21 protein-coding genes are annotated in these 21,512 nt (G+C 62.1%); 15 read left to right on the top strand and 6 right to left on the bottom strand.

Going from position 1 to position 21,512, the window contains the following annotated elements:
* Position 1: 1 nt before the first annotated feature.
* The gene (locus ACR0BA_RS05015) at positions 2-457 is read right to left on the bottom strand and encodes an Lrp/AsnC family transcriptional regulator (protein WP_093961793.1); all 456 of its coding nucleotides are present in this window, start codon (positions 455-457) and stop codon (positions 2-4) included.
* A gap of 145 nt (positions 458-602) precedes the next feature.
* Here ACR0BA_RS05015 and hppD point away from each other — a divergent pair, with 145 nt between their 5' ends.
* Positions 603-1,700 (top strand): 4-hydroxyphenylpyruvate dioxygenase, encoded by a 1,098-nt coding sequence (hppD, locus tag ACR0BA_RS05010; protein ID WP_170339652.1) that lies wholly within the window; start codon positions 603-605, stop codon positions 1,698-1,700.
* 61 nt (positions 1,701-1,761) lie between these two features.
* On the opposite strand, the gene ACR0BA_RS05005 is transcribed toward hppD, so the two are convergent.
* On the bottom strand, positions 1,762-3,792 hold the full coding sequence (locus ACR0BA_RS05005; protein ID WP_480726734.1) for a hypothetical protein: 2,031 nt from the start codon (positions 3,790-3,792) through the stop codon (positions 1,762-1,764).
* Positions 3,793-3,956: 164 nt separating this feature from the next.
* Here ACR0BA_RS05005 and ACR0BA_RS05000 point away from each other — a divergent pair, with 164 nt between their 5' ends.
* Positions 3,957-4,652, top strand: coding sequence for an SIMPL domain-containing protein (locus ACR0BA_RS05000; RefSeq protein ID WP_480726732.1), 696 nt, complete (start codon positions 3,957-3,959; stop codon positions 4,650-4,652).
* Between the two features lie 8 nt (positions 4,653-4,660).
* Here the strand turns inward: ACR0BA_RS05000 and ACR0BA_RS04995 are convergent, their stop codons facing one another.
* From ACR0BA_RS04995 to ACR0BA_RS04985, 3 genes are all read right to left on the bottom strand, one after another.
* Positions 4,661-5,365 (bottom strand): GNAT family N-acetyltransferase, encoded by a 705-nt coding sequence (locus tag ACR0BA_RS04995; protein WP_480726730.1) that lies wholly within the window; start codon positions 5,363-5,365, stop codon positions 4,661-4,663.
* 6 nt (positions 5,366-5,371) lie between these two features.
* Positions 5,372-6,664, bottom strand: coding sequence for an O-acetylhomoserine aminocarboxypropyltransferase/cysteine synthase family protein (locus ACR0BA_RS04990; protein WP_170371240.1), 1,293 nt, complete (start codon positions 6,662-6,664; stop codon positions 5,372-5,374).
* A gap of 72 nt (positions 6,665-6,736) precedes the next feature.
* On the bottom strand, positions 6,737-7,732 hold the full coding sequence (locus tag ACR0BA_RS04985) for a hypothetical protein (RefSeq protein ID WP_170371239.1): 996 nt from the start codon (positions 7,730-7,732) through the stop codon (positions 6,737-6,739).
* A gap of 151 nt (positions 7,733-7,883) precedes the next feature.
* Here ACR0BA_RS04985 and ACR0BA_RS04980 point away from each other — a divergent pair, with 151 nt between their 5' ends.
* The 3 genes from ACR0BA_RS04980 (at position 7,884) to preA (ending at position 11,385) form a co-directional block, all read left to right on the top strand.
* A complete protein-coding gene (locus tag ACR0BA_RS04980; protein ID WP_480726728.1) occupies positions 7,884-8,516 on the top strand; it encodes a cupin domain-containing protein in 633 nt (210 codons plus the stop codon).
* 160 nt (positions 8,517-8,676) lie between these two features.
* Complete coding sequence (locus ACR0BA_RS04975) at positions 8,677-10,011, top strand: NAD(P)-dependent oxidoreductase (RefSeq protein WP_170363675.1); 1,335 nt, start codon at positions 8,677-8,679, stop codon at positions 10,009-10,011.
* A gap of 69 nt (positions 10,012-10,080) precedes the next feature.
* Positions 10,081-11,385, top strand: coding sequence for an NAD-dependent dihydropyrimidine dehydrogenase subunit PreA (gene preA / locus ACR0BA_RS04970; protein ID WP_170368317.1), 1,305 nt, complete (start codon positions 10,081-10,083; stop codon positions 11,383-11,385).
* 44 nt (positions 11,386-11,429) lie between these two features.
* Here the strand turns inward: preA and ACR0BA_RS04965 are convergent, their stop codons facing one another.
* Positions 11,430-12,038 carry a TetR family transcriptional regulator C-terminal domain-containing protein gene (locus ACR0BA_RS04965; RefSeq protein WP_093961802.1) on the bottom strand — a complete coding sequence of 203 codons (609 nt, stop codon included), beginning with the start codon at positions 12,036-12,038 and terminating at the stop codon, positions 11,430-11,432.
* Positions 12,039-12,209: 171 nt separating this feature from the next.
* On the opposite strand from ACR0BA_RS04965, the gene ACR0BA_RS04960 reads away from it, so the two are divergent.
* From ACR0BA_RS04960 to ACR0BA_RS04915, 10 genes are all read left to right on the top strand, one after another.
* Complete coding sequence (locus ACR0BA_RS04960; RefSeq protein ID WP_480726726.1) at positions 12,210-13,460, top strand: Zn-dependent hydrolase; 1,251 nt, start codon at positions 12,210-12,212, stop codon at positions 13,458-13,460.
* 72 nt (positions 13,461-13,532) lie between these two features.
* Positions 13,533-14,987, top strand: coding sequence for a dihydropyrimidinase (hydA, locus tag ACR0BA_RS04955; protein ID WP_170339632.1), 1,455 nt, complete (start codon positions 13,533-13,535; stop codon positions 14,985-14,987).
* Positions 14,988-15,038: 51 nt separating this feature from the next.
* On the top strand, positions 15,039-15,836 hold the full coding sequence (locus ACR0BA_RS04950; protein ID WP_170339630.1) for an ABC transporter ATP-binding protein: 798 nt from the start codon (positions 15,039-15,041) through the stop codon (positions 15,834-15,836).
* Entirely contained in the window at positions 15,836-16,267 is a 432-nt protein-coding gene (locus ACR0BA_RS04945) for a GNAT family N-acetyltransferase (RefSeq protein WP_170339628.1), read from the top strand. Before ACR0BA_RS04950 ends, ACR0BA_RS04945 begins: the two co-directional genes overlap by 1 nt.
* A complete protein-coding gene (locus ACR0BA_RS04940) occupies positions 16,264-17,181 on the top strand; it encodes an ABC transporter permease (RefSeq protein ID WP_170403668.1) in 918 nt (305 codons plus the stop codon). Before ACR0BA_RS04945 ends, ACR0BA_RS04940 begins: the two co-directional genes overlap by 4 nt.
* On the top strand, positions 17,178-18,023 hold the full coding sequence (locus tag ACR0BA_RS04935) for an ABC transporter permease (RefSeq protein WP_480726724.1): 846 nt from the start codon (positions 17,178-17,180) through the stop codon (positions 18,021-18,023). The genes ACR0BA_RS04940 and ACR0BA_RS04935 overlap by 4 nt, the downstream gene beginning before the upstream one ends.
* 63 nt (positions 18,024-18,086) lie before the next feature.
* Positions 18,087-19,076 (top strand): ABC transporter substrate-binding protein, encoded by a 990-nt coding sequence (locus tag ACR0BA_RS04930; RefSeq protein ID WP_093961809.1) that lies wholly within the window; start codon positions 18,087-18,089, stop codon positions 19,074-19,076.
* A gap of 153 nt (positions 19,077-19,229) precedes the next feature.
* The gene (locus ACR0BA_RS04925) at positions 19,230-19,943 is read left to right on the top strand and encodes an ABC transporter permease (protein ID WP_480726722.1); all 714 of its coding nucleotides are present in this window, start codon (positions 19,230-19,232) and stop codon (positions 19,941-19,943) included.
* On the top strand, positions 19,936-20,670 hold the full coding sequence (locus tag ACR0BA_RS04920) for an ATP-binding cassette domain-containing protein (protein ID WP_480726720.1): 735 nt from the start codon (positions 19,936-19,938) through the stop codon (positions 20,668-20,670). The genes ACR0BA_RS04925 and ACR0BA_RS04920 overlap by 8 nt, the downstream gene beginning before the upstream one ends.
* Before the next feature lie 19 nt (positions 20,671-20,689).
* Positions 20,690-21,508, top strand: a complete 819-nt coding sequence (locus ACR0BA_RS04915; protein WP_170339058.1) for an ABC transporter substrate-binding protein — start codon at positions 20,690-20,692, stop codon at positions 21,506-21,508.
* The last annotated feature ends 4 nt before the right edge of the window (positions 21,509-21,512 follow it).

The following is a 21,512-nucleotide window of genomic DNA, read 5'->3' as shown; positions in this document are numbered from 1 at the left end:
GTCAGGTCGGCAGCGGAGCGTCGCGTTTCAGCTGGTCCATCACGATCTGGCTTTGCACCCGTGCTACCGCAGGATGGGGCAGTATCACCTCGTGAAGCAAGGTGTTGAGCGCGGAAAGATCCTCGCAATAGACATGTAGCAGATAGTCTGCCTCGCCAGTCATCGTCCAGGCGCTGGTGATTTCCGGGCGGGTTTCCACCATGCGCGCAAAACTGGATGATTGTTCGGGGCCGTGGGTGCCGAGGTGAACTTGAACGAAGCCCTGGACCTGCAGGCCAAGTTTGCGCGGGTCAAGCCGAGCTGCGTAGCCGGTGATATAGCCCTCGGCCTCCAGCCGCTGACGGCGGCGCCCGGCTTGACTGGGGGACAGGTTCAGCATCTCACCCAACTGATGTGCGGTCAGGTGCGCGTCTTTTTGCAGCGCGGCCAGAAGGCGAGTATCGGTTGCGTCCAGCATGTGCGGAGATTCTCACATTTTTCGGGGTCTGGTGCGGAGTTTTCGCAGGCTTCTGTAGTTTACATGAAAAGAATGCGCAAAAACAGCGCTGAAAAAGGCGTATTCTTGAATCAGCAAAGAATTTCCTGTTTCAAGAGGACAAGCCATGGGCCCTTTCCCGCACAACGCCCCGAAATCCGTGATCAGCGCCGAGAACCCCGCCGGCACAGATGGGTTTGAATTTGTTGAATTCGCGCATCCCGAACCGCAGGAGCTGCGCGACCTGTTCGCCAAGATGGGTTTTGAAAAGGTTGCGCACCACAAGACCAAACCGCTGATCGAGCTGTGGCAGCAGGGCGATGTGACCTACATCCTGAACGCGGACCCCGACAGCTTTGCTGCGAAATTCGTGGAAGAGCATGGCCCCTGTGCCCCGTCGATGGGCTGGCGTGTCGTGGATGCGCAAAAGGCCTATGACCATGCGGTGTCGAAGGGGGCAGAACCCTATGATGCGGCCGACAAGACCATGGATGTGCCCGCGATCAAGGGTATCGGCGGGTCGCTGATCTATTTCATCGACCAGTATTACGAAACCTCGCCCTACAATCAGGAATTCGAGTGGCTGAAGCAGTCCAAACCGCGCGGCGTCGGTTTCTATTACCTCGATCACCTGACTCACAATGTCTTCAAGGGCAACATGGACAAGTGGTTCAAGTTCTACGGCGATCTGTTCAACTTCCGCGAAATCCGTTTCTTTGACATCCAGGGCAAATATACCGGCTTGCTCAGCCGTGCATTGACCTCGCCCTGCGGCCGTATCCGGATTCCGATCAACGAAGACCGAGGCGAGACCGGTCAGATCGTATCCTATCTGAAGAAGTACAAGGGCGAGGGTATCCAGCACATCGCCGTCGGCAGTGAGAACATCTATGACTCGACCGATGCAATCGCTGAACGTGGTCTGAAGTTCATGCCCGGTCCAAATGATGCCTATTATGATATGTCCTTCGACCGCGTGAAGGGCCATGACGAGCCGGTGGACCGCATGAAGAAGCACGGCATCCTGATCGACGGTGAAGGCGTGGTGGATGGCGGCGAGACCAAGATCCTGCTGCAGATCTTCTCGAAAACCGTAATTGGTCCGATCTTCTTCGAGTTCATCCAGCGCAAGGGCGATGACGGCTTTGGCGAAGGCAATTTCAAGGCTCTGTTCGAGTCGATCGAGCGTGAGCAGATTGAATCCGGAGAGATTTCTGCCGCCTGATGAAGATCCAGAATTTGGAACCCGGCCTGCCGGGTTCCATTTTTCCGAAACGCGGTGAGCTTTATCCGCGGGGCATCTTCAACGTGACGTTGCGGCCGCCTTTCTGATAACGAAGCTCGCTGTCGCCAATCGCGACGACTTTGCCGCCGTCAATCCGATCTCCCACTTTCAGCTTCTTGTACCGACCGCTTGGTAGCCGGACCAAGGCGCGCCGATTGGCCGGCGTACCGTAAACGCCGATCAGGTTCAGACGCCGCAGGTTCAATGCATTGTCAATCGTGGCCTGGCGCGCCACCGAGGCCCGGCTGGGTATCTTGGGGGCGACGGTTGTGGGTTTGAACGATCCCGCTTCATCGTCATCCGCCTTTGCTACTGCCGCTGTCGACCCCAGAGTGGCCGAGCCGGTTGTTGCTTTTCGGGCCGCCAGAGCGGCCACGGTCGACGGACGAACGCGGGGGCGAGGGACGCGCACCACGGCCAATGCGGTGGGCGTGCGGTCCACAGCCGCGCGCTCTTGGATCGACGCCGGCCTGGATTTCGGGCGAATGACCGCCAGCTCGTCCACCGTTCGGCCGCCCAACTGCCCACGCTCAAAGTTCTCAACCAGCGTTTCCGGGCGCAGGCGCGGACGCAGGCCGGCCAGCCGTGTGTCGTCGTCTGTGGCGGTTGGGTCGGTTTCGAACCTGACCGGCACCTGGGGGGGAACCGACGACGGGCGGCCGAGGAACACAAGGATGCCGTCGGGGTTCAATGTCCCCTCAGGTGTCGGAGTGACAAGGCTGCGGTCATCCAGCTCGAAACGGCTGCCCGCGGCATTGGGCAGACCAACCGTAGCCACCGGCTCGTCGGTATCAAAGCTCTCTTCGGCAGGAAGCGCCACAGCATCCTGCGACAGCGCCGCGTGATCAACGGACGACAGGTATACGTCCTCGGGCACCTCGGGATCTGGCAGCGGCAGCGGATCGGGCGCGGTGATCGCCAGGCCAGAGGCTTCTTCGAAATCCTCGACACTTTCCGGATCGCGTTCGACGTGCTCAACGGGCGAGGGCGCAACATTCAATGCTTCCAGAATTGCCTGATCCGTCGGCGTCAATTCGGGGGGTGTGGGTGTCTCCGGCTCGACCAGGGGTGTGCTGGCTTCAAACGTCAGGTCTTCGTCGGCCAATGCCTCGGGGTCGGGCGTGCCCTCGGGCTCAGGAGCGACTTCTGCAAGTCCTTCAGCGTCGGTCTCGGTCAGCGGCGGGGCGGCGATAGAAACTGGCGCAGGTGCCGTTTCGACGATCGGCGCAGTCGCCACCGGGCTGCCGGTTTCGTCTGAACTCGACCAGATCAATGCGACAACGGCCAGCACGACAGCGCCCGCCGCAGCGGCACCAATGTAGCGAACCGGTATGCCGGAATCTGATGCCCCAGAATTCTGTGAGGCGGTTTCAGTCGCTTCTATCGGCGATACGAATACTTCCGGCTGAGCGGGTTCAGCAATCGGATGCGCCTGAGGCGAGGGGGCCGGATCGGGTTCCGATGCCTGCGAAGCCTGAGGCACGGGTTCTGCGTCCGGGGCCGGCGGGACAACAGCTATCTCCTCGGCCGGTGGCACAGTTGGCAGTGTGGCGGATGTCGCGCGCTCGGCAAACTCGAACTCTCCGGTACCTGTCCAAGGCGCATCGGGGGCCAATGTTGCAGCAAACCGAACAGGCACGAACCCGTAGCGACTGGCAAAGGCTCGGGCCTCGTCTATCGTCTCTTTCGCCACGGCAGCGACCAGAAGATCCGACCCATCCGCACGGAGGTCATACATCAACTCGGCAATCTCACAGCCAGTGGCCTGAGCCAATTCCGCCTCGACCACCTGTGTCACGTCGGAGTCTTCTGGGCTGGCGACCGTGAGGTAGCGCACGTGGTCCGAAGGAATCACGACCGTACAGCTCAGGTCATTGGCCAGCGCGAAACCTCGACCGCGAAGCTCGTTCAGCTGTTCGGAAAAATCCGGCGCGTCCAGTGATACGGTGCCGATGCCAAACCATTCGTCATCCGAATGGTGCAGCAGAGTGATCCCGTTATCCGAAAGAGACAGCGCAAAAGCGGGTTTCATTATTCAAGGGTGCCGTAATTGTCTGAACCAAAGCAAACGCCCTTGCGTCCGCGCACCGAGATTAAAGCAGGAACCCGCCGAGGGAAAGGAAAAGGCAAAATCTCCCCTTGTCCGGCGAAGGCTTGCCAACCCATCTTTGATCTCAGAAAACAGGAGAGATCACATTGAAGACATTTGCTTTTTTGGCGGCGGTATTTGCGGCGACAGTTGCCGTGGCCGCCCATGCGGAAGAACGTCGCATCCAGGTTTACGGAACCGGAACAGCCGAGGCCGCGCCGGATATGGCAACCATCACGGTGGGGGTGACAAATCAAGACGCGCAGGCTTCGGCAGCAATGCAGGCGACCTCGGACGCGGTTGCCACCGTCCTGAGCCGCCTGAGTGAGATGGGGATCGAATCGCGCGACCTGCAGACCCGCGATCTGTCCCTGTCCCCGGTCTGGTCCGGGCGGGGCAACGCGGATGGCGAAGCGCCGAGGATCACGGGCTTCGTTGCGTCGAACCGTGTGTTCGTGCGGGTCAGAAATCTGGATGATCTGGGGCAGATCATGGATGCGGTCATTCAGGATGGTGCGAATGATTTTGGTGGTTTGACCTTCACGGTTCAGGATCCCAAGCCGCTTGAAGCGAAGGCGCGCGCCCAAGCCGTCGCCGATGCCACGGCCAAGGCCGAACAATTGGCTCAGGCCGCCGGTGTCACCTTGGGTTCAGTCGTGTCGATCAACGAGCAGGGCGGGGGCATTCGCCCAATGCCCCAGATGCGCGAGATGGCCATGGCCGATTCGGGCGGGGTACCGGTCGCCGGTGGCGAGGTTTCGGTTTCGGTCACCGTGTCGATGGAGTTTGATATTTCCGAGTGATGTCAGCTTTAGCTGCGGGCCATCAGCGGTTTACGTTGTTGGCCCGTGGCTTCGAAATTCTCGGGTGACAGCCAGGTTTCGAATGCCTGCCGGATGGTCGGCCACTCCGTATCGATAATCGAGAACCACGCCGTGTCGCGGTTGCGCCCCTTGTAATGGGTGGCTTGCCGAAATTCGCCTTCGAAGACAAAACCCAGCCGTTCGGCGGCCCGGCGCGACGGGGCATTCAGCGCATCGCATTTCCATTCGTAGCGGCGATAGCCCAACTCATCGAACACGAGGCGCATCATCAGGAACATAGTTTCGGTCGCGACCGGCGTGCGTTGCATCAACGGCGAGAAATGGATGTGCCCCACCTCAATCGCGCCGGCATTGCGGTCGATACGCAAGTAAGACGCCATCCCGACGGGCTGTCCGTCTTGGTCCAGAACCGTGTGGAACAGCGGATCGTCCCCCTTGCAGGTCCGGGCCAGCCAGGCGGCAAACTCACCCTGCGAGTCGAACGGGCCGTAGGGCAGGTAGGTCCAGTTGCGGCCGTCGGTATCGGCGGCAAACGCCCGGAACAGGCCGGGCGCATGCGCATTCACATCCAAGGGCACCACGCGGCAGAACCGCCCCTGCATGGGTGCGCGCGGTAGGGCCGGGCGCGGGAACTCCCCCGCAACCGGCAGGCCCACGGGCTGGCCCAATGCGTTGATCCTGTGCCCCGGCATTTCTGACTAGGCGCAGGCCTTGGACAGCGCCTGATCGAGATCGGCGATCAGATCGTCGGCATCCTCGATCCCGATCGACACCCGTACTACGTTCGGCCCCGCGCCGGCGGCCTCTTGCTGTTCGGGGGTCAGTTGCCGGTGCGTGGTCGAGGCCGAATGGATGATCAGCGACCGCGCATCGCCCAGGTTGGCGACGTGGCTGAAGATTTCCAGCGCGTTCACCAGCTTGACGCAGGCGTCATAGCCGCCCTTGACCGCAAAGGTGAACAGGGCCCCGGCGCCTTTGCGGTAATGCTTCTTGACCCGGTTGTGATATGGCGACGAGGGCAGGCCCGCATAGGTCACATAGTCCACGCGGTCGTCTTTCTCGAGCCAGGCGGCGATCTTTTCGGCGTTTTCGACATGGCGCTGCATGCGCAGGCTCAGCGTCTCGATCCCCATCAGCGTGTAATGCGCCGCCTGCGGGTTCATCGTCATGCCCAGATCGCGCAGGCCCACGGCGATACCGTGGAAGGTGAAGGCCAGCGGGCCGAAGGTTTCGTGGAACTTGAGGCCGTGATAGGCAGGCTCCGGCGCGCTGAGCGAGGGAAACTTGTCATTGGCGGACCAGTCGAACTTGCCCGAATCCACGATGCAGCCGCCGGTCACCGTGCCATTGCCGGTCAGGTACTTGGTGGTCGAATGCACGACCAGCGTGGCGCCATGCTCGATCGGGCGGCACAGATAGGGGGTGGCCGAGGTGTTGTCGACGATCAGCGGAATACCGGCGGCATCGGCCACATCGGCCAGTGCGCGGATATCGGTGACATAGCCGCCCGGATTGGCGATGGATTCGCAGAACACCGCGCGGGTATCGTCGTCGATGGCGGCCTTCACCGCATCCAGATCATCGGTATCGACGAACTTGGCTGTCCAGCCAAAGCGCTTGATGGTCTGGCTGAACTGCGTGACCGTCCCGCCATACAGCCGGGTCGAGGCGACCACGTTGCAGCCCGGCCCCATCAGCGGGAACAGCGCCATGATCTGGGCCGCGTGCCCCGAAGAGCAGCACACCGCGCCAACGCCACCTTCCAGCGTCGCCACCCGTTCCTGCAGAACTGCCACCGTGGGGTTGGTCAGGCGCGAATAGATATAGCCGACCTCTTGCAGGTTGAACAAAGCGGCCGCGTGATCGGCATCGCGGAACACATAGGCCGTGGTCTGATAGATCGGGGTCTGGCGCGCGCCGGTCGCCGGATCAGGGCGGGCGCCCGCGTGAATTTGCAGCGTGTCAAAACCATAGGTGGGGCCGTCGGACATCCGTCACTCTCCTGTTGGGAATATGCGTCGCAGAATCTCTAGGCGATTGCCGGGCCCGGCACAATGTCCGCGTCAGCGCAGCCACAGCCCCTTGTTCTTGATGACCTTGCGGATGGCCTGTTCGCGCTGGGGCAGGTTGTCCCGGTCGAACATGGCGCGGATCTTGGCGCCCTTGCCCTGATAGACCAGCCGTTTCAGCGGATCATAGTTCTTGAGCACCTTCTTGACCTTGTTGGGCGCGGCGACGGTTTCCAGCACCTCGACCACCCGGTCGCTTTCGCGCGCATAGAGCAGCGGGAACAGGCGATAGTGGCAGCTGACCGAGCCATCCAGCAGGCCCACGGGCAGAACATCGCGCCCGCCGCCAAGCGCGTGGACGACCAGCGGAAGCGCCGCCTGATCCAGCCACGGGTCCAGGTTCTGGCCGGTCAGGGCGGGGATCTCTTCATCCCGGATCGTGCGCGCATAGTCCAGAAACCGCGCGCCGAATTGGCGGGGGCATTTGTAGAAGAAATAGCCCGCATTGAAATACAGGTACCGCCGCCAGTATTCCGCCGGTTGGGTCGGGTCGATCGAGCTTTGGAAATCCAGCCCGAACCGGTCATAAAGCGCCCGCCAGATGCCGTCGAAGCCAGGCCCGTACAGGGTTGGCTTGGGCCAGGTGCCCTCGACCTTCTGCGATGCGCCGGGCCGGTCGAAATCGAACGGCACCGCGGCTAGGTCGCCGGTGATCAGCGTGTCGGTGTCGAAGAACACAAAGGGCTCACCCTCGGGCAGGGCAGCCAGCGCTTCGATCTTGTTGCCGTAGGGATAGCTTTCGCCGAACACCTCGGACGAAAAGGGCAGGATCTCGGCATCGAGCTGTTTCAGCGCCTTCAGAACATCCTCGTTGCGGATGCTCGGGTCCTGACTCCAGCGCGGGCCGGGTTGTGGAACGCCCACGAACAGGCGGCCCGAAAATCCGGGCGCGGAATGGCGCAGCGAGGCGGCGAACAGAACGGCTTCGTATTGTAGGCGGTTGTTCTGCCCGATGATCAGGATGTTGAATTTCTGCCGGTCTGCCTGCATCTGCGCCTTCCGTTCGGGGCGCTTGCCCGCCCCTTGCCGTTGGTTTCGACCTACAGCATCGCTGAACCTGCGTCAAAACCGTTGACGCCGCGTGTTTGAAATCGGGCCCGGCGCGCCCATGTTGATGGAGAGGATCAGACAGGAGCGCGACATGCGGATCAATGCGGATTTCACCCAGCGGGTGGCGGTTCACTTCGACCAGACCGAGTGGGCGGCCTCGCCCGCCGAGGGGGTCGAGCGCAAGATGCTGGACCGGATCGGCGACGAGGTGGCGCGCGCCACGACCATCGTGCGCTTTGCCCCCGGCAGCGCCTTTGCCGCCCACACCCATGACGGGGGCGAGGAATACCTGGTTCTGGACGGCGTTTTCCAGGACGAGACCGGAGATTTCCCGGTGGGCAGCTATGTCCGCAACCCGCCGACCTCGTCGCATACGCCCTCGGCCAGCCAAGGCGCGACGATCCTGGTCAAACTGCACCAGTTCGACCCGAACGACCGCACCACCGTGCGCCGCTCGATCAACGGTGCGGACCACGTGCCGCTGTTCAAGGACGACCATGAAGCGGTCGAAATGCGCAGTTGGTCGCCCGGTCAGGTCGTACCGATTGACGCACCCGGCGGGGCCGAGGTCTTTGTGATCGACGGCGGTTTCACCGAACAAGGCGAGGATTTCGCGCGATGGGACTGGCTGCGTCTGCCGCCCGGAACGCGCACCGAATTGCGGGCAGGACCGGATGGCGCCCGCGTCTGGATGAAGTCAGGCCACCTGGCCGGCATGGTCTGAGGCCGGTTTCGCCTGAAAAACGGGCAAATGCCACCAAAAAACCGGGTCATCCGGCCCGGTTTTCGCTTTTTTGACCATTTGGCAAATTTTACCAATTGATAAAATTTTTGTTTGTGGCAAGCTGGTCTCAATAACAAACATATCTACAGGGAGTAGAGTGATGGCACAGGGCCAGATGGCACCCGGCATCGTCGCCGGGCGGCTTTCCAGCGATGAGCTGACCTCGAATTTCACCGATCTGCATCCGCCTTTGGCGCCGCACGAGGCCGCCGTGGCCGCTGATCGGTGTTATTTCTGCTATGACGCGCCGTGCGTGACGGCCTGTCCGACCGATATCGATATTCCGCTGTTCATCCGGCAGATTCAGGCCGGGCAACCGGAATCGGCGGCGAAGACGATCCTCGATCAGAACATCCTGGGCGGCATGTGTGCCCGTGTGTGTCCGACCGAAACGCTGTGCGAGGAAGCCTGTGTGCGCGAAACGGCCGAGGGCAAGCCGGTCGAGATCGGGCGCTTGCAGCGGTATGCGACCGACACGCTGATGCAGGCCGGTGTGCACCCGTTCACACGCGCGGCCCCCACCGGCAAGACCGTTGCCGTCATCGGGGCAGGGCCGGCGGGGCTGGCCTGTGCGCATCGGCTGGCGATGCTGGGCCATGACGTGGTGATCCATGAGGCGAAACCCAAGCCCGGCGGGCTGAACGAATACGGGATCGCCGCCTACAAGGCGACCAATGACTTTGCCCAGGCCGAGGTGGACTGGCTGCTGAAGATCGGCGGCATCGCGATTGAAACCGGATCGGTTCTGGGCGACACGATCTCGTTGGACGGATTGTTGGAGGCCTACGACGCGGTCTTCCTGTCAATCGGCCTTGCAGGCGTCAACGCCTTGCGCGCGCAAGGGTCGGACAAGGACGGCGTCAGGAACGCTGTCGACTTCATCGCAGATGTTCGGCAAGCATCCGATTTGGCAAAACTGCCGGTAGGCCGAAATGTGGTGATTATCGGCGGTGGAATGACGGCCGTGGATGCCGCGGTGAAATCCAAGCTGCTGGGGGCCGAACATGTGACCATCGCCTATCGCCGCGGCCGCGACGCAATGGGCGCCAGCCGCTACGAACAGGATCTGGCCGCATCCCACGGCGTCCGAATTTTGTGCAACGTTCAGCCGGTGGCAATTCACGGAAACGGAGCGGCGGCCGAGATCGAATTGGAGTATACTGCCACCGTAAATGGCACGTTGACCGGCACGGGCGAAACCATTCGCCTGCCTGCGGATCAGGTTCTGAAGGCGATCGGTCAGACCTTGGATGGTGCGCCGGAAGGTTTGGAACTCGACGGCAACAAGATCGCCGTTGACGCAACCGGGCGCACCTCGGTTCCCGGGGTCTGGGCCGGCGGAGACTGTGCCGCGGGCGGCGAGGATCTGACCGTGACCGCCGTGGCCGAGGGCCGCGATGCCGCGATGGACATTCACGCCAGCCTGAGTGCCTGAGCAGGGCGTCGGCGCGTGAATATGTGTGACAAGACGAAGATGCATCTTCGCATCAGGGAGGCCGGATAAATGGCTGATTTGAAAACGAACTTTCTGGGTATCGAAAGCCCCAACCCCTATTGGCTGGCCTCGGCGCCGCCGACCGACAAGGAATACAACGTCCGGCGTGCCTTCGAGGCCGGATGGGGTGGCGTCGTGTGGAAAACGCTTGGGTCCGAAGGGCCGCCGGTGGTCAACGTTAATGGCCCCCGGTACGGGGCGATCTACGGGGCCGACCGGCGTCTGCTGGGCCTCAACAACATCGAACTGATCACCGACCGGCCGCTCGAGGTGAACCTCGAGGAGATGGCCCGCGTCAAGGCGGATTACCCGGATCGCGCGCTGATCGCCTCGATCATGGTGCCGTGCGAGGAGGAGGCGTGGAAAGCCATCCTGCCGCGTGTTGCCGAAACCGGCGCCGACGGGATCGAGCTGAACTTCGGCTGCCCGCACGGGATGAGCGAGCGCGGTATGGGCTCGGCCGTGGGGCAGGTGCCCGAATATATCGAAATGGTCACCCGCTGGTGCAAGAAATACTATGACCGTCCGGTGATCGTGAAGCTGACGCCCAACATCACCGACATTCGCAAGCCGGCGGCTGCGGCCAAGAACGGCGGGGCAGACGCGGTGTCGCTGATCAACACGATCAACTCGATCACCAGCGTCAATCTGGACACGTTCAGCCCAGAGCCCTCGATCGACGGCAAGGGCAGCCACGGCGGCTATTGCGGCCCGGCGGTCAAGCCCATCGCCCTGTCGATGGTCTCCGAGATCGCCCGCGCCGAGGCGACCCAAGGCCTGCCGATCTCGGGCATCGGCGGGGTGACCACATGGCGCGACGCGGCCGAGTTCATGGCGCTGGGCTGCGGTACGGTGCAGGTATGCACCGCGGCGATGACCTATGGGTTCAAGATCATCGACGAACTGACGGCGGGCCTGTCGCAGTGGATGGACGAGAAGGGCTACTCCGACGTCTCCGAAATCGTCGGGCGCGCCGTCCCGAACGTGACCGACTGGCAGTATCTGAACCTGAATTACGTCGCCAAGGCCAAGATCGATCAGGATCAGTGCATCAAGTGCGGCCGCTGCTATGCGGCCTGCGAGGACACCAGCCACCAAGCCATCTCCATGTCGTCCGACCGCGTGTTCGAGGTGATCGACGAAGAATGCGTGGCTTGCAACCTGTGCGTGGATGTCTGTCCGGTCGAGGGCTGTATTTCGATGGTCCCGATGGCGGCGGGTGAGGTCGATCCGCGCACCGGCAAGGTGGTGCAGCCGGACTATGCCAACTGGACGACCCACCCGAACAACCCGATGGCCAAGGCCGCCGAGTGACCGGCGTCAGATCACGCAAAAGGGGCCGCGCTGCGGCCCTTTTTTCATGGGGTCAGCAGTTTTCTGTACAGGGTGTCGATGAAGGGCGCGGCCCCTTCGAACGGGTCTTCGTCGCCCAGGATCGCGCGCACCTGAACATCAAAATCCGCGTAATGCTGGGTCAGCGCCCAGATCGAAAAGATCAGGTGATGCGGGTGCAGGCGTGCGATTTTGCCTTGGTCCATCCAGTGCGTCAGAACGGCCGCCTTCTGGTCGACCAGCGCCTTCAGATCGTTCGACAGGGCGTCATGTATGCGGGGCGCACCCTGCACCAGCTCGTTCGCGAACAGTCGGCTTTCACGCGGCAACTCGCGGCTCATCTGCAGCTTGCGCTTGATGTACGAGAGGATCTCCTCCATCGGCTCGCCGTTTTCGTCAAGGTCGTGCAGCGGCGCCAGCCAGGTGTCCAGCAAGCCGGACAGAAGCGCGGTGTGGATCGCCTCTTTTGACGGAAAATAATACAAAAGGTTCGGCTTGCTCAGCCCGGCCTCGGCCGCGATCTGATCGACGGTCGCCCCGCGAAACCCATGGGCCGAAAACACGTTCAGTGCGGCCTCGAGAATCGCGGCGCGGTTCTTTTTCTGAATTCGGGTCGGGGCGCGGTCTTTGGGCATGTATGCAGGGCGTCTCTTTTTCGAACAAGCAGGTGTTGAATATGCCGATTTTTGCATCGGTGCGATGCAATTTCTTGACTGATGTCGAACCCGTGATAGCGTGAGTTTGACCAGATGGTCAAATCAAGACACCAAAAGCGAGCCAAATCGCAAGCAACAGGGAAGACGAACATGGCAGCTCCGGCGCAGAATCTCAGGATCAATGGCGACAGGTTGTGGGACAGCCTGATGGAGATGGCCAAGATTGGCCCGGGCGTTGCCGGCGGCAACAACCGCCAGACCCTGACCGACGAAGATGCCGAGGGCCGCGCGCTGTTCCAGAAATGGTGCGAAGAGGCCGGCTGTACCATGGGCCTTGACCAGATGGGCAACATGTTCGCCATGCGCCCCGGTACCGATCCCGATGCGCTGCCGGTCTATGTCGGTTCGCACCTGGATACGCAGCCGACGGGCGGCAAGTACGACGGGGTGCTGGGGGTTCTGGGCGCGCTCGAGATCATCCGCACCCTGAACGATCTGGGCATCAAGACCAAACACCCGATCGTGGCCACCAACTGGACCAACGAAGAGGGCACGCGCTTCGCCCCCGCCATGCTGGCCTCGGGCGTGTTCGCGGGGATGCACACGCAGGACTGGGCCTATGACCGCGAGGATGCCGAGGGCAAGAAATTTGGCGACGAGTTGCAGCGCATCGGTTGGCGCGGCGATGAAGAGGTCGGAGGCCGCAAGATGCATGCCTTCTTTGAGCTGCATATCGAACAGGGCCCGATCCTCGAGGCCGAAGGCAAGGATATCGGCGTCGTCACCCATGGGCAGGGCCTGAGCTGGACCCAAGTGACCGTGACCGGCAAAGACGCGCATACCGGATCAACCCCGATGCCGATGCGCAAGAATGCCGGGCTGGCGATGGCGCGCATTCTTAAAAAGGTGGACGAGATCGCCTGGTCGCACGCGCCCCATGCCGTGGGGGCTGCCGGGCATATCGACGTCTATCCGAACTCGCGCAACGTGATCCCGGGCAAGGTGGTGTTCACGGTCGATTTCCGCTCGCCCGAGTTGGACGTCATCAAGGACATGGAGAACCGGCTGCGCGTCGCAGCCGAGGACATCGTGGATGAGATGGGCCTGCAGGTCGCGTTCGAGAAGGTCGGCGGGTTCGACCCGGTGAAATTCGACGAGACCTGCGTCGCCGCCGTGCGCAATGCGGCCGAGCGGCTGGGCTATTCGCATACCAACATCATTTCGGGCGCGGGGCACGATGCCTGCTGGATCAACCGCGTGGCGCCGACCGCGATGGTGATGTGCCCCTGCGTTGATGGCCTGAGCCACAACGAGGCCGAGGAAATCAGCAAGGAATGGGCAACCGCCGGGGCGGATGTCCTGTTCCACGCGGTCGTCGAAACCGCCGAGATCGTGGAGTAGCCGGGGCCGCGCGCCCCCAATCCGCTGGAAAACCAATAGAGGCGCAACAGACGCGCCCGCAGGGAGTTGAACATGAGCACAGTCATCAAGAACGGAACCGTCGTTACCGCGGATCTGACCTACAAGGCCGACGTCAAGATCGAAGGCGGCGTGATCACCGAAATCGGGCCGGATCTGAAGGGGGATGAGCAACTGGATGCGACCGGCTGTTACGTCATGCCCGGCGGGATCGATCCGCACACGCATCTGGAAATGCCGTTCATGGGAACCTATTCCAGCGATGATTTCGAAAGCGGCACCCGCGCGGCTCTGGCCGGCGGCACGACCATGGTGGTGGACTTCGCGCTGCCGAACCCGGGCGAAAGCCTGCTGGATGCGCTCAAACGCTGGGACAACAAATCGACCCGCGCCAATTGCGACTATTCCTTCCACATGGCCGTGACGTGGTGGGGCGAACAGGTGTTCGACGATCTAAAAACCGTGATCGAACAGCGGGGCATCAACACCTTCAAGCATTTCATGGCCTACAAAGGCGCGCTGATGGTCAATGACGACGAGCTGTTCGCCTCGTTCAAGCGTCTGGCCGAGCTGGGCGGAATCGCGATGGTCCATGCCGAGAACGGCGACGTGGTGGCCGAGTTGCAGGCCAAGCTGTTGGCCGAAGGCAATACCGGCCCCGAGGCCCATGCCTATTCGCGCCCGCCGCAGGTCGAGGGTGAGGCCACCAACCGCGCCATCATGATCGCCGACATGGCCGGTGTGCCGCTCTATGTGGTGCACACCTCGTGCGAAGAGGCGCATGAAGCCATCCGCCGGGCCCGGATGCAGGGCAAGCGGGTCTGGGGCGAGCCGCTGATCCAGCACTTGACGCTGGACGACAGCGAATACGCGCATCCCGATTGGGACCACGCCGCGCGTCGGGTGATGAGCCCGCCGTTCCGCAACAAACAGCACCAGGACAGCCTTTGGGCGGGGTTGCAGTCGGGCTCGCTGAGCGTGGTCGCCACTGATCACTGCGCCTTCACGACCGAGCAGAAGCGGTTCGGCGTGGGTGATTTCACCAAGATCCCGAATGGGACGGGCGGCCTGGAGGATCGGATGCCGATGCTGTGGACTCATGGCGTGGCGACCGGGCGGCTGACGCCGAACGAATTCGTTGCCGTAACTTCAACAAATATCGCCAAGATACTGAACTGCTATCCGAAAAAGGGTGCCGTGCTGGTGGGCGCGGATGCCGATCTGGTGGTGTGGGACCCGGAAAAGACCAAGACCATCAGCGCGGCGACGCAGCAGTCGGCGATCGACTACAACGTGTTCGAGGGGCACGAGGTCAAGGGCCTGCCGCGCTTTACCCTGACCCGTGGACAGGTCGCGGTGCATGATGGCGAGATCCGAACGCAGGAAGGCCACGGCAAATTCGTCGCGCGCGAGGCCAACACTACCGTGAACAAAGCGCTGAGCACCTGGAAAGAGCTAACCGCCCCGCGCCCGGTGGAGCGGTCAGGCATACCGGCGACGGGGGTGTGATGCGCGAAGGTTACCGAACGGGCGAAAAAGCCAAAACTTCAAGGCAGTAGGATGACATCGGAAAGCAATACCCAGCCCGTGATCGAGGCAAAGAATCTCGACCTGACCTTCCAGACCAATGACGGACCAGTGCACGCCCTCAAGGACGTGAACCTGGCGATCGACAAGGGCGAATTCGTCAGTTTCATCGGCCCTTCGGGCTGCGGCAAGACAACCTTTCTGCGCTGTGTCGCTGCGCTGGAGACACCTACGGGCGGCACGCTGACCGTCAACGGCATGACCCCGGACGAGGCTCGCCGAAACCGGGCCTATGGCTATGTGTTTCAGGCGGCGGGCCTGTACCCGTGGCGGACCATCGCCAAGAACATCAAACTGCCGCTCGAGATCATGGGATATTCGGCGCAGGAGCAGGAAGAACGTGTGAATAACGTTCTGGAACTTGTTGATCTTGCAGGTTTTGGTGGAAAATTCCCCTGGCAGCTTTCGGGTGGGATGCAGCAACGGGCCAGCATCGCCCGGGCACTGGCCTTCGACGCCGATATTCTGTTGATGGATGAGCCTTTCGGCGCACTGGACGAGATCGTGCGCGATCACCTCAACGAACAGCTTCTGGCGCTGTGGGCGCGCACCGGCAAGACGATTGGGTTTGTCACCCACTCGATCCCCGAGGCGGTGTATCTGAGCACCAAGATCGTGGTGATGAGCCCGCGCCCCGGGCGGATTACCGATGTTATCGACAGCCCGCTGCCTAGGGAACGGCCGCTGGACATCCGCGACACGCCCGAATTCATAGAGGTCGCGCATCGCGTGCGCGAAGGGCTGCGCGCCGGGCACGGGGACGATGTGTGATGGGCAGGGATGACATCAGACGCGCGACCGAGGCGGATGTGCCGGCCTGCGCGGCGGTGGTCTCGGCCTGGGTCCGCCAGACCGAGTGGATGACGGATGAATTGCCCCAGCAGGAATTGGAGTCGCTGATCGTGCAGGCCTTCCCGGACCGCGAGATGTGGGTCGTGGGCGAACCCGTCGATTGCTACATGTCGGTCGATCCCGCGGCGCAGAAGGTCGGGGCGCTGTATTGCCTGCGGACCAGGCAGGGCATCGGCAAGCGCCTGCTGGACCGGGCAAAACAGGGGCGCAGCTTTCTGTGGCTGACGGCCCATCAACCGAATGTCGCCGCGCAACGGTTCTATCGCCGCGAGGGGTTTGTCGAAACCGGGACCGAGGCCGCAACGCCGCCCGAGACCGTTCCCGTGGTGCGAATGGAGTGGCACGCATGAAGCAGCTTGTAGCCGTTCTGACCGTTTTGCTGGCCATCATCGTCATCTGGTACGCGGCCTGCATTCCGATGAACATCAAGGGCGTCCTGACCGAACAGGAACGCGCCGGGGCCGAGGTGGTTCCGCCCTCGGCCAAAGACCGCCGCGACATGGGTGAAATCGGTCTGGCGCTGCGCAACAGCTTTGCCGTTCCGGCGACCTGGGCGCAGGACCGGCCGCGTCTGCCCGCACCGCATCAGGTGGGCATCGAGCTGTGGGAGACCACGGTTCAAAAGAAGATCACCTCGAAACGGTCGCTGGTCTATCACGGCTGGGTGACGCTCAGCGCGACGATTCTGGGCTTTGCCATCGGCACGGGGCTGGGCATCCTGCTGGCCGTGGGGATCGTGCACAGCCGGGTGATGGACCTGTCGGTCATGCCCTGGGCTATCGTCAGCCAGACCATCCCCATCATCGCGCTGGCGCCGATGATCATCGTGGTGCTGTATTCGATCGGCATTCAGGGGATCATCCCCAAGGCGGTGATCTCGGCCTATCTGAGCTTTTTCCCGGTGGTCGTGGGCATGGTCAAAGGTCTGCGCAGCCCTGATGCGATGCAGCTGGACCTGCTGCGCACCTACAATGCAAGCAACGGGCAGGCGTTCTGGAAACTGCGCCTGCCAGCTTCGATGCCCTATCTGTTCGCCTCTCTCAAGATCGGGATCGCCGCGTCGCTGGTGGGGGCCATCGTCGGCGAACTGCCGACCGGCGCCGTGGCGGGGCTGGGTGCGCGTCTGCTGGCCGGCAGCTACTATGGCCAGACGGTGCAGATCTGGTCGGCGCTGTTTGCCGCGGCCATTCTGGCGGCCTGTCTGGTGGGCCTGTTGGGCCTGATCGAGCGCGCGGTGTTGAAACGCATGGGGATGGCGCAATGATGATGGTCGGTCTTGCAATCCTTTTGTGGCTGGCCGGTTGGTGGCTGAACACCCGCCTGGCCAGCGGACCTTATGCCGACGCGCGGGCGGTGCGCATTCTTGCGCCGCTGATCTTCGGCATGACCGTCATCGGGGTGTGGGAATTGCTGGTGCGCGGGCTCGAAGTGCCATTGGTCATCCTGCCCGCGCCTTCGGTGATCTGGGACCGGTTCTGGGACAGCTTGCCGATCCTGTGGGCCGATTTCGTGCAGACCATCATCAAGGGCGCGCTCAGCGGCTATGTGATCGGATGTGGCGCTGCCTTCCTGATGGCAATCGCCGTGGACCGGTGGGACTTCCTGCGCCTGGGCTTGCTGCCGGTGGGCAATTTCGTGGCCGCGCTGCCGATCGTGGGTACCGCGCCGATCCTTGTAATGTGGTTCGGGTTCGACTGGCATTCGAAGGCTGCTGTGGTCGTGGTGATGGTCTTTTTCCCGATGCTGGTGAACACGGTGGCCGGCCTGCGCGAGGCCACCGCAATGCAGCGCGACCTGATGGAGACCTATGCCGCAACCTATTGGCAGAGCTTTCTGAAGCTGCGGCTGCCCGCGGCCATGCCGTTTATTTTCAACGGGTTGAAAATTTCCACCACGCTGGCCCTGATCGGCGCTATCGTGGCAGAGTTCTTCGGCTCGCCCACCTTGGGCATGGGGTTCCGGATCTCGACCAGTGTCGGGCAATTGTCGCTGGACATGGTCTGGGCGGAAATCGTGGTCGCGGCACTGGCCGGGACCGCCTTCTACGGTCTGGTCGCCATGATCGAGAAATTGGTGACCTTCTGGCACCCGTCACAACGCAGTTAAGCGGAACAACAATTCAACAGACCCCGATAACGGGGCAGCACTAGCAACTAGGAGAAGATGAAGATGAACAAGCTACTGACCGGGGCCATAGCCGCCCTAGGATTCGCCGCAAGTTCGGCCTTTGCCGCAGACGAGGTGACGCTGCAGTTGAAATGGGTCACCCAGGCCCAGTTCGCGGGCTACTACGTCGCCAAGGACAAGGGGTTCTACGAAGAAGAGGGGCTGGACGTCACCATCCTGCCCGGCGGCCCCGACATCGCGCCCACGCAGGTGATCGCGGGCGGTGGCGCTGATGTCACCGTGGAATGGATGCCCGCCGCGCTGGCCGCACGCGAAAAGGGCCTGCCGCTGGTCAACATTGCGCAGCCCTTCAAGAGCTCGGGCATGATGCTGACCTGCTGGAAGGACGCGGGCATTTCCTCGCCCGAGGACCTCAAGAACCGCACGCTGGGCGTCTGGTTCTTCGGCAATGAATTCCCGTTCATGAGCTGGATGAGCCAGCTGGGCATCGACACCGGCGGCAAGAGCGAGAACGGCGTCGAGGTTCTGAAGCAGGGCTTCAACGTCGACCCGCTGCTGCAGCGTCAGGCCGATTGCATCAGCACCATGACCTACAATGAATACTGGCAGGTGATCGACGCCGGCGTCAGCCCCGACGAACTGGTGACCTTCAAGTATGAAGACCAGGGCGTTGCCACGCTGGAAGATGGCCTGTACGTGCTTGAAGAAAACCTCAGCGATCCGGCCTTCGTCGACAAGATGGAACGCTTTGTGCGCGCTTCGATGAAAGGCTGGAAATACGCCGAGGAGAACCCGGACGAAGCCGCCGAAATCGTGTTGGAGAACGATGCGACCGGTGCTCAGACCGAGGAACACCAGAAGCGCATGATGGGCGAAATCGCCAAGCTGACCGCCGGTTCGAATGGCGCGTTGGATCCGGCTGATTTCGAGCGTACGGTGAACACGTTGCTGGCCGGCGGCTCGGACCCGGTGATCACTAAAAAGCCCGAAGGCGCGTGGACCAGCCAGATCACGGATGCAGCCCTGAACTGATTGGCTGTACCATGGCAACAATTCAGCGTGGCCCCCTGTGGGCCGCGTTTGTTTTTGCGGATGTCGGAATTTAACTGTCTTCAGAGGCAGTTTCCTCTATTATTCCTGTAAGATTTTGCGATCCCTACGAAAATTGGTGGATTTGGGAATAAAATGCAGGATTTTGCATCACAATTCAGCCAAGCAGGCCACTTTATCCTGACCGGGGATCCGGACCTTTGGGCGATCGTGATGCTGTCGCTGCAAGTTTCGGTGCTGGCTGTGTTGATTTCAGCCGTGATCGGGATGCCGGTTGGCGCGGCCTTGGCGGTGGCCCGCTTTCCCGGACGGCGCGCGTTGATAATTCTGATGAACGCTCTGATGGGCTTTCCTCCGGTTGTCGTCGGCCTGCTGGTCTACCTGATGCTGTCCCGTTCGGGCCCGCTGGGCGTGCTGGAGCTTTTGTACACCCCGACCGCCATGATCATCGCCCAAACAGTGCTGGTGACCCCGATCGTCGCGGCGTTGACGCGGCAGGTGATCGAGATGCTGGCCGAGGAATATTCGGAACAGTTGCGTTCGTTGGGAGTGTCGCGGTTGGCCTCGGTGCCGGTGCTTTTGTGGGACGCGCGTCTGGCGTTGGTGACTGCCTTGCTGGCCGGGTTTGGACGAGCCATCGCCGAAGTCGGCGCTGTGATTATCGTCGGCGGCAACATCAACCACGTGACGCGGGTCATGACGACGACGATTGCGTTAGAGACCTCGAAGGGAAATCTGGCCCTGGCGCTGGCCTTGGGGACGATCCTGATCGGAATTGCCGTGGCCGTGAATGCGGCAGTCAGCGCATTGACGCTTCGGACCGAGCAGGAAGGGTTGCGCCATGCGTGATCTGATGCCGGACATGCCCAATTGTTTGCAGGCCGATGGGCTGCGAGTGGAACGCAATGGCAAGCTGTTGCTGGATGTCCCGCAGCTGATGATGGATGGTCCGGGGCCGACTTTGATCCTTGGGCCGAACGGTGCTGGCAAAAGCCTGCTGCTGCGTTGCCTGCATGGTTTGATCAAGGCGGATGCGGGGCAGGTTCTGCAGGATGGCGGAGTTCTGAATGCGGCCCACAAGGCCCGGCAGGCCATGGTGTTTCAGCAACCGGTTCTGCTGCGCCGCTCGGTGTCTGCCAATCTGGATTTTGTTTTGAAACGGCTGGGGCTCGGCAGGGCTGCTCGGAAAAACCGGATCCAAGAACTTCTGGCCGAAGGAGGGCTTGAGACAAAGGCCCGGCAGTCGGCGCGCTCGCTGTCGGGTGGCGAGGCACAGCGTCTGGCCATCCTTCGCGCGCTTGCGCTTGGCCCCGAGACCCTGTTCCTGGACGAACCCACCAGCGCCCTCGATCCCGCGGCGACCCAAATGATCGAGGCGATGATCCTGCGCGCCTCGGCCCGGGGGGTGCGGATCGTGATGGTCACCCACGACGTTGGGCAAGCCCGTCGGCTGGCGGCGGATATCGTGATGATGCAGGGCGGGCGCGTGGTCGAGCATGGCACCGCCAAACAGGTGCTGGAAGCGCCACAATGTCAGGCATCGCGCCAGTATCTGGCGGGATGGCTGGTCACATAACAATAACCGGAGGCAATCCATGTTTCGCGCAGCAATCAAAAGCGCAATGATCCTGTTCGGGCTGTTCGCAGGTCCGGCAGCGGCCGAAGAACCATTCATTGTCGTGCAGTCCACGACATCGACGCAGAATTCCGGCCTTCTGGACTTTATCCTCCCGGGGTTCGAGGCGGAAAGCGGGATCGATGTCCGTGTTGTGGCCGTGGGGACAGGGCAGGCGATCCGAAACGCGATCAACGGCGACGGTGACGTTCTGCTGGTGCATGCCAAGCCAGCGGAAGAGCAATTCGTGGCCGACGGCTGGGGTGTCGAGCGGCGGGACGTGATGTACAACGATTTTGTCTTGGTGGGGCCGAAATCGGACCCGGCCAAGATCAAAGGCGGCGACGACGCAGTGGCCGCGTTGGCAGCGATCGCGCAGGCCAAAGCTCCGTTCGCGTCGCGCGCGGATGACAGCGGGACCCACAAGGCGGAGAAGGCTCTTTGGAGTCTGTCCGGAACCGACCCGACGTTGTCTTCGGGCGAGTGGTACCGCGAGACCGGATCGGGCATGGGTGCAACGCTCAACCTCGCTGCGGGCATGGATGCCTATGCCCTGACCGATAGGGCCACATGGCTGTCGTTCGGCAACAAGGGAAACCTTGAGGTTCTGGTCGAAGGCGATCCTCGGTTGTTCAATCAATACGGAGTGATCCTCGTGAACCCCGAAAAGCATCCGCGGGTCCGGGCGGCCGCGGGAAGAAGGTTCATTGACTGGCTCACTGGCCCCGACGGTCAGGAAGCGATCGCAGCGTACAAATTGAACGGTGAGCAGCTCTTTTTTCCGAACGCGCAGCAATAGGGCC

Source organism: Ruegeria sp. CI5 (genome assembly GCF_056536885.1).
The sequence above is the reverse complement of the archived record's forward strand: the minus strand, read 5'-3'. Positions and strand labels throughout refer to the sequence as shown.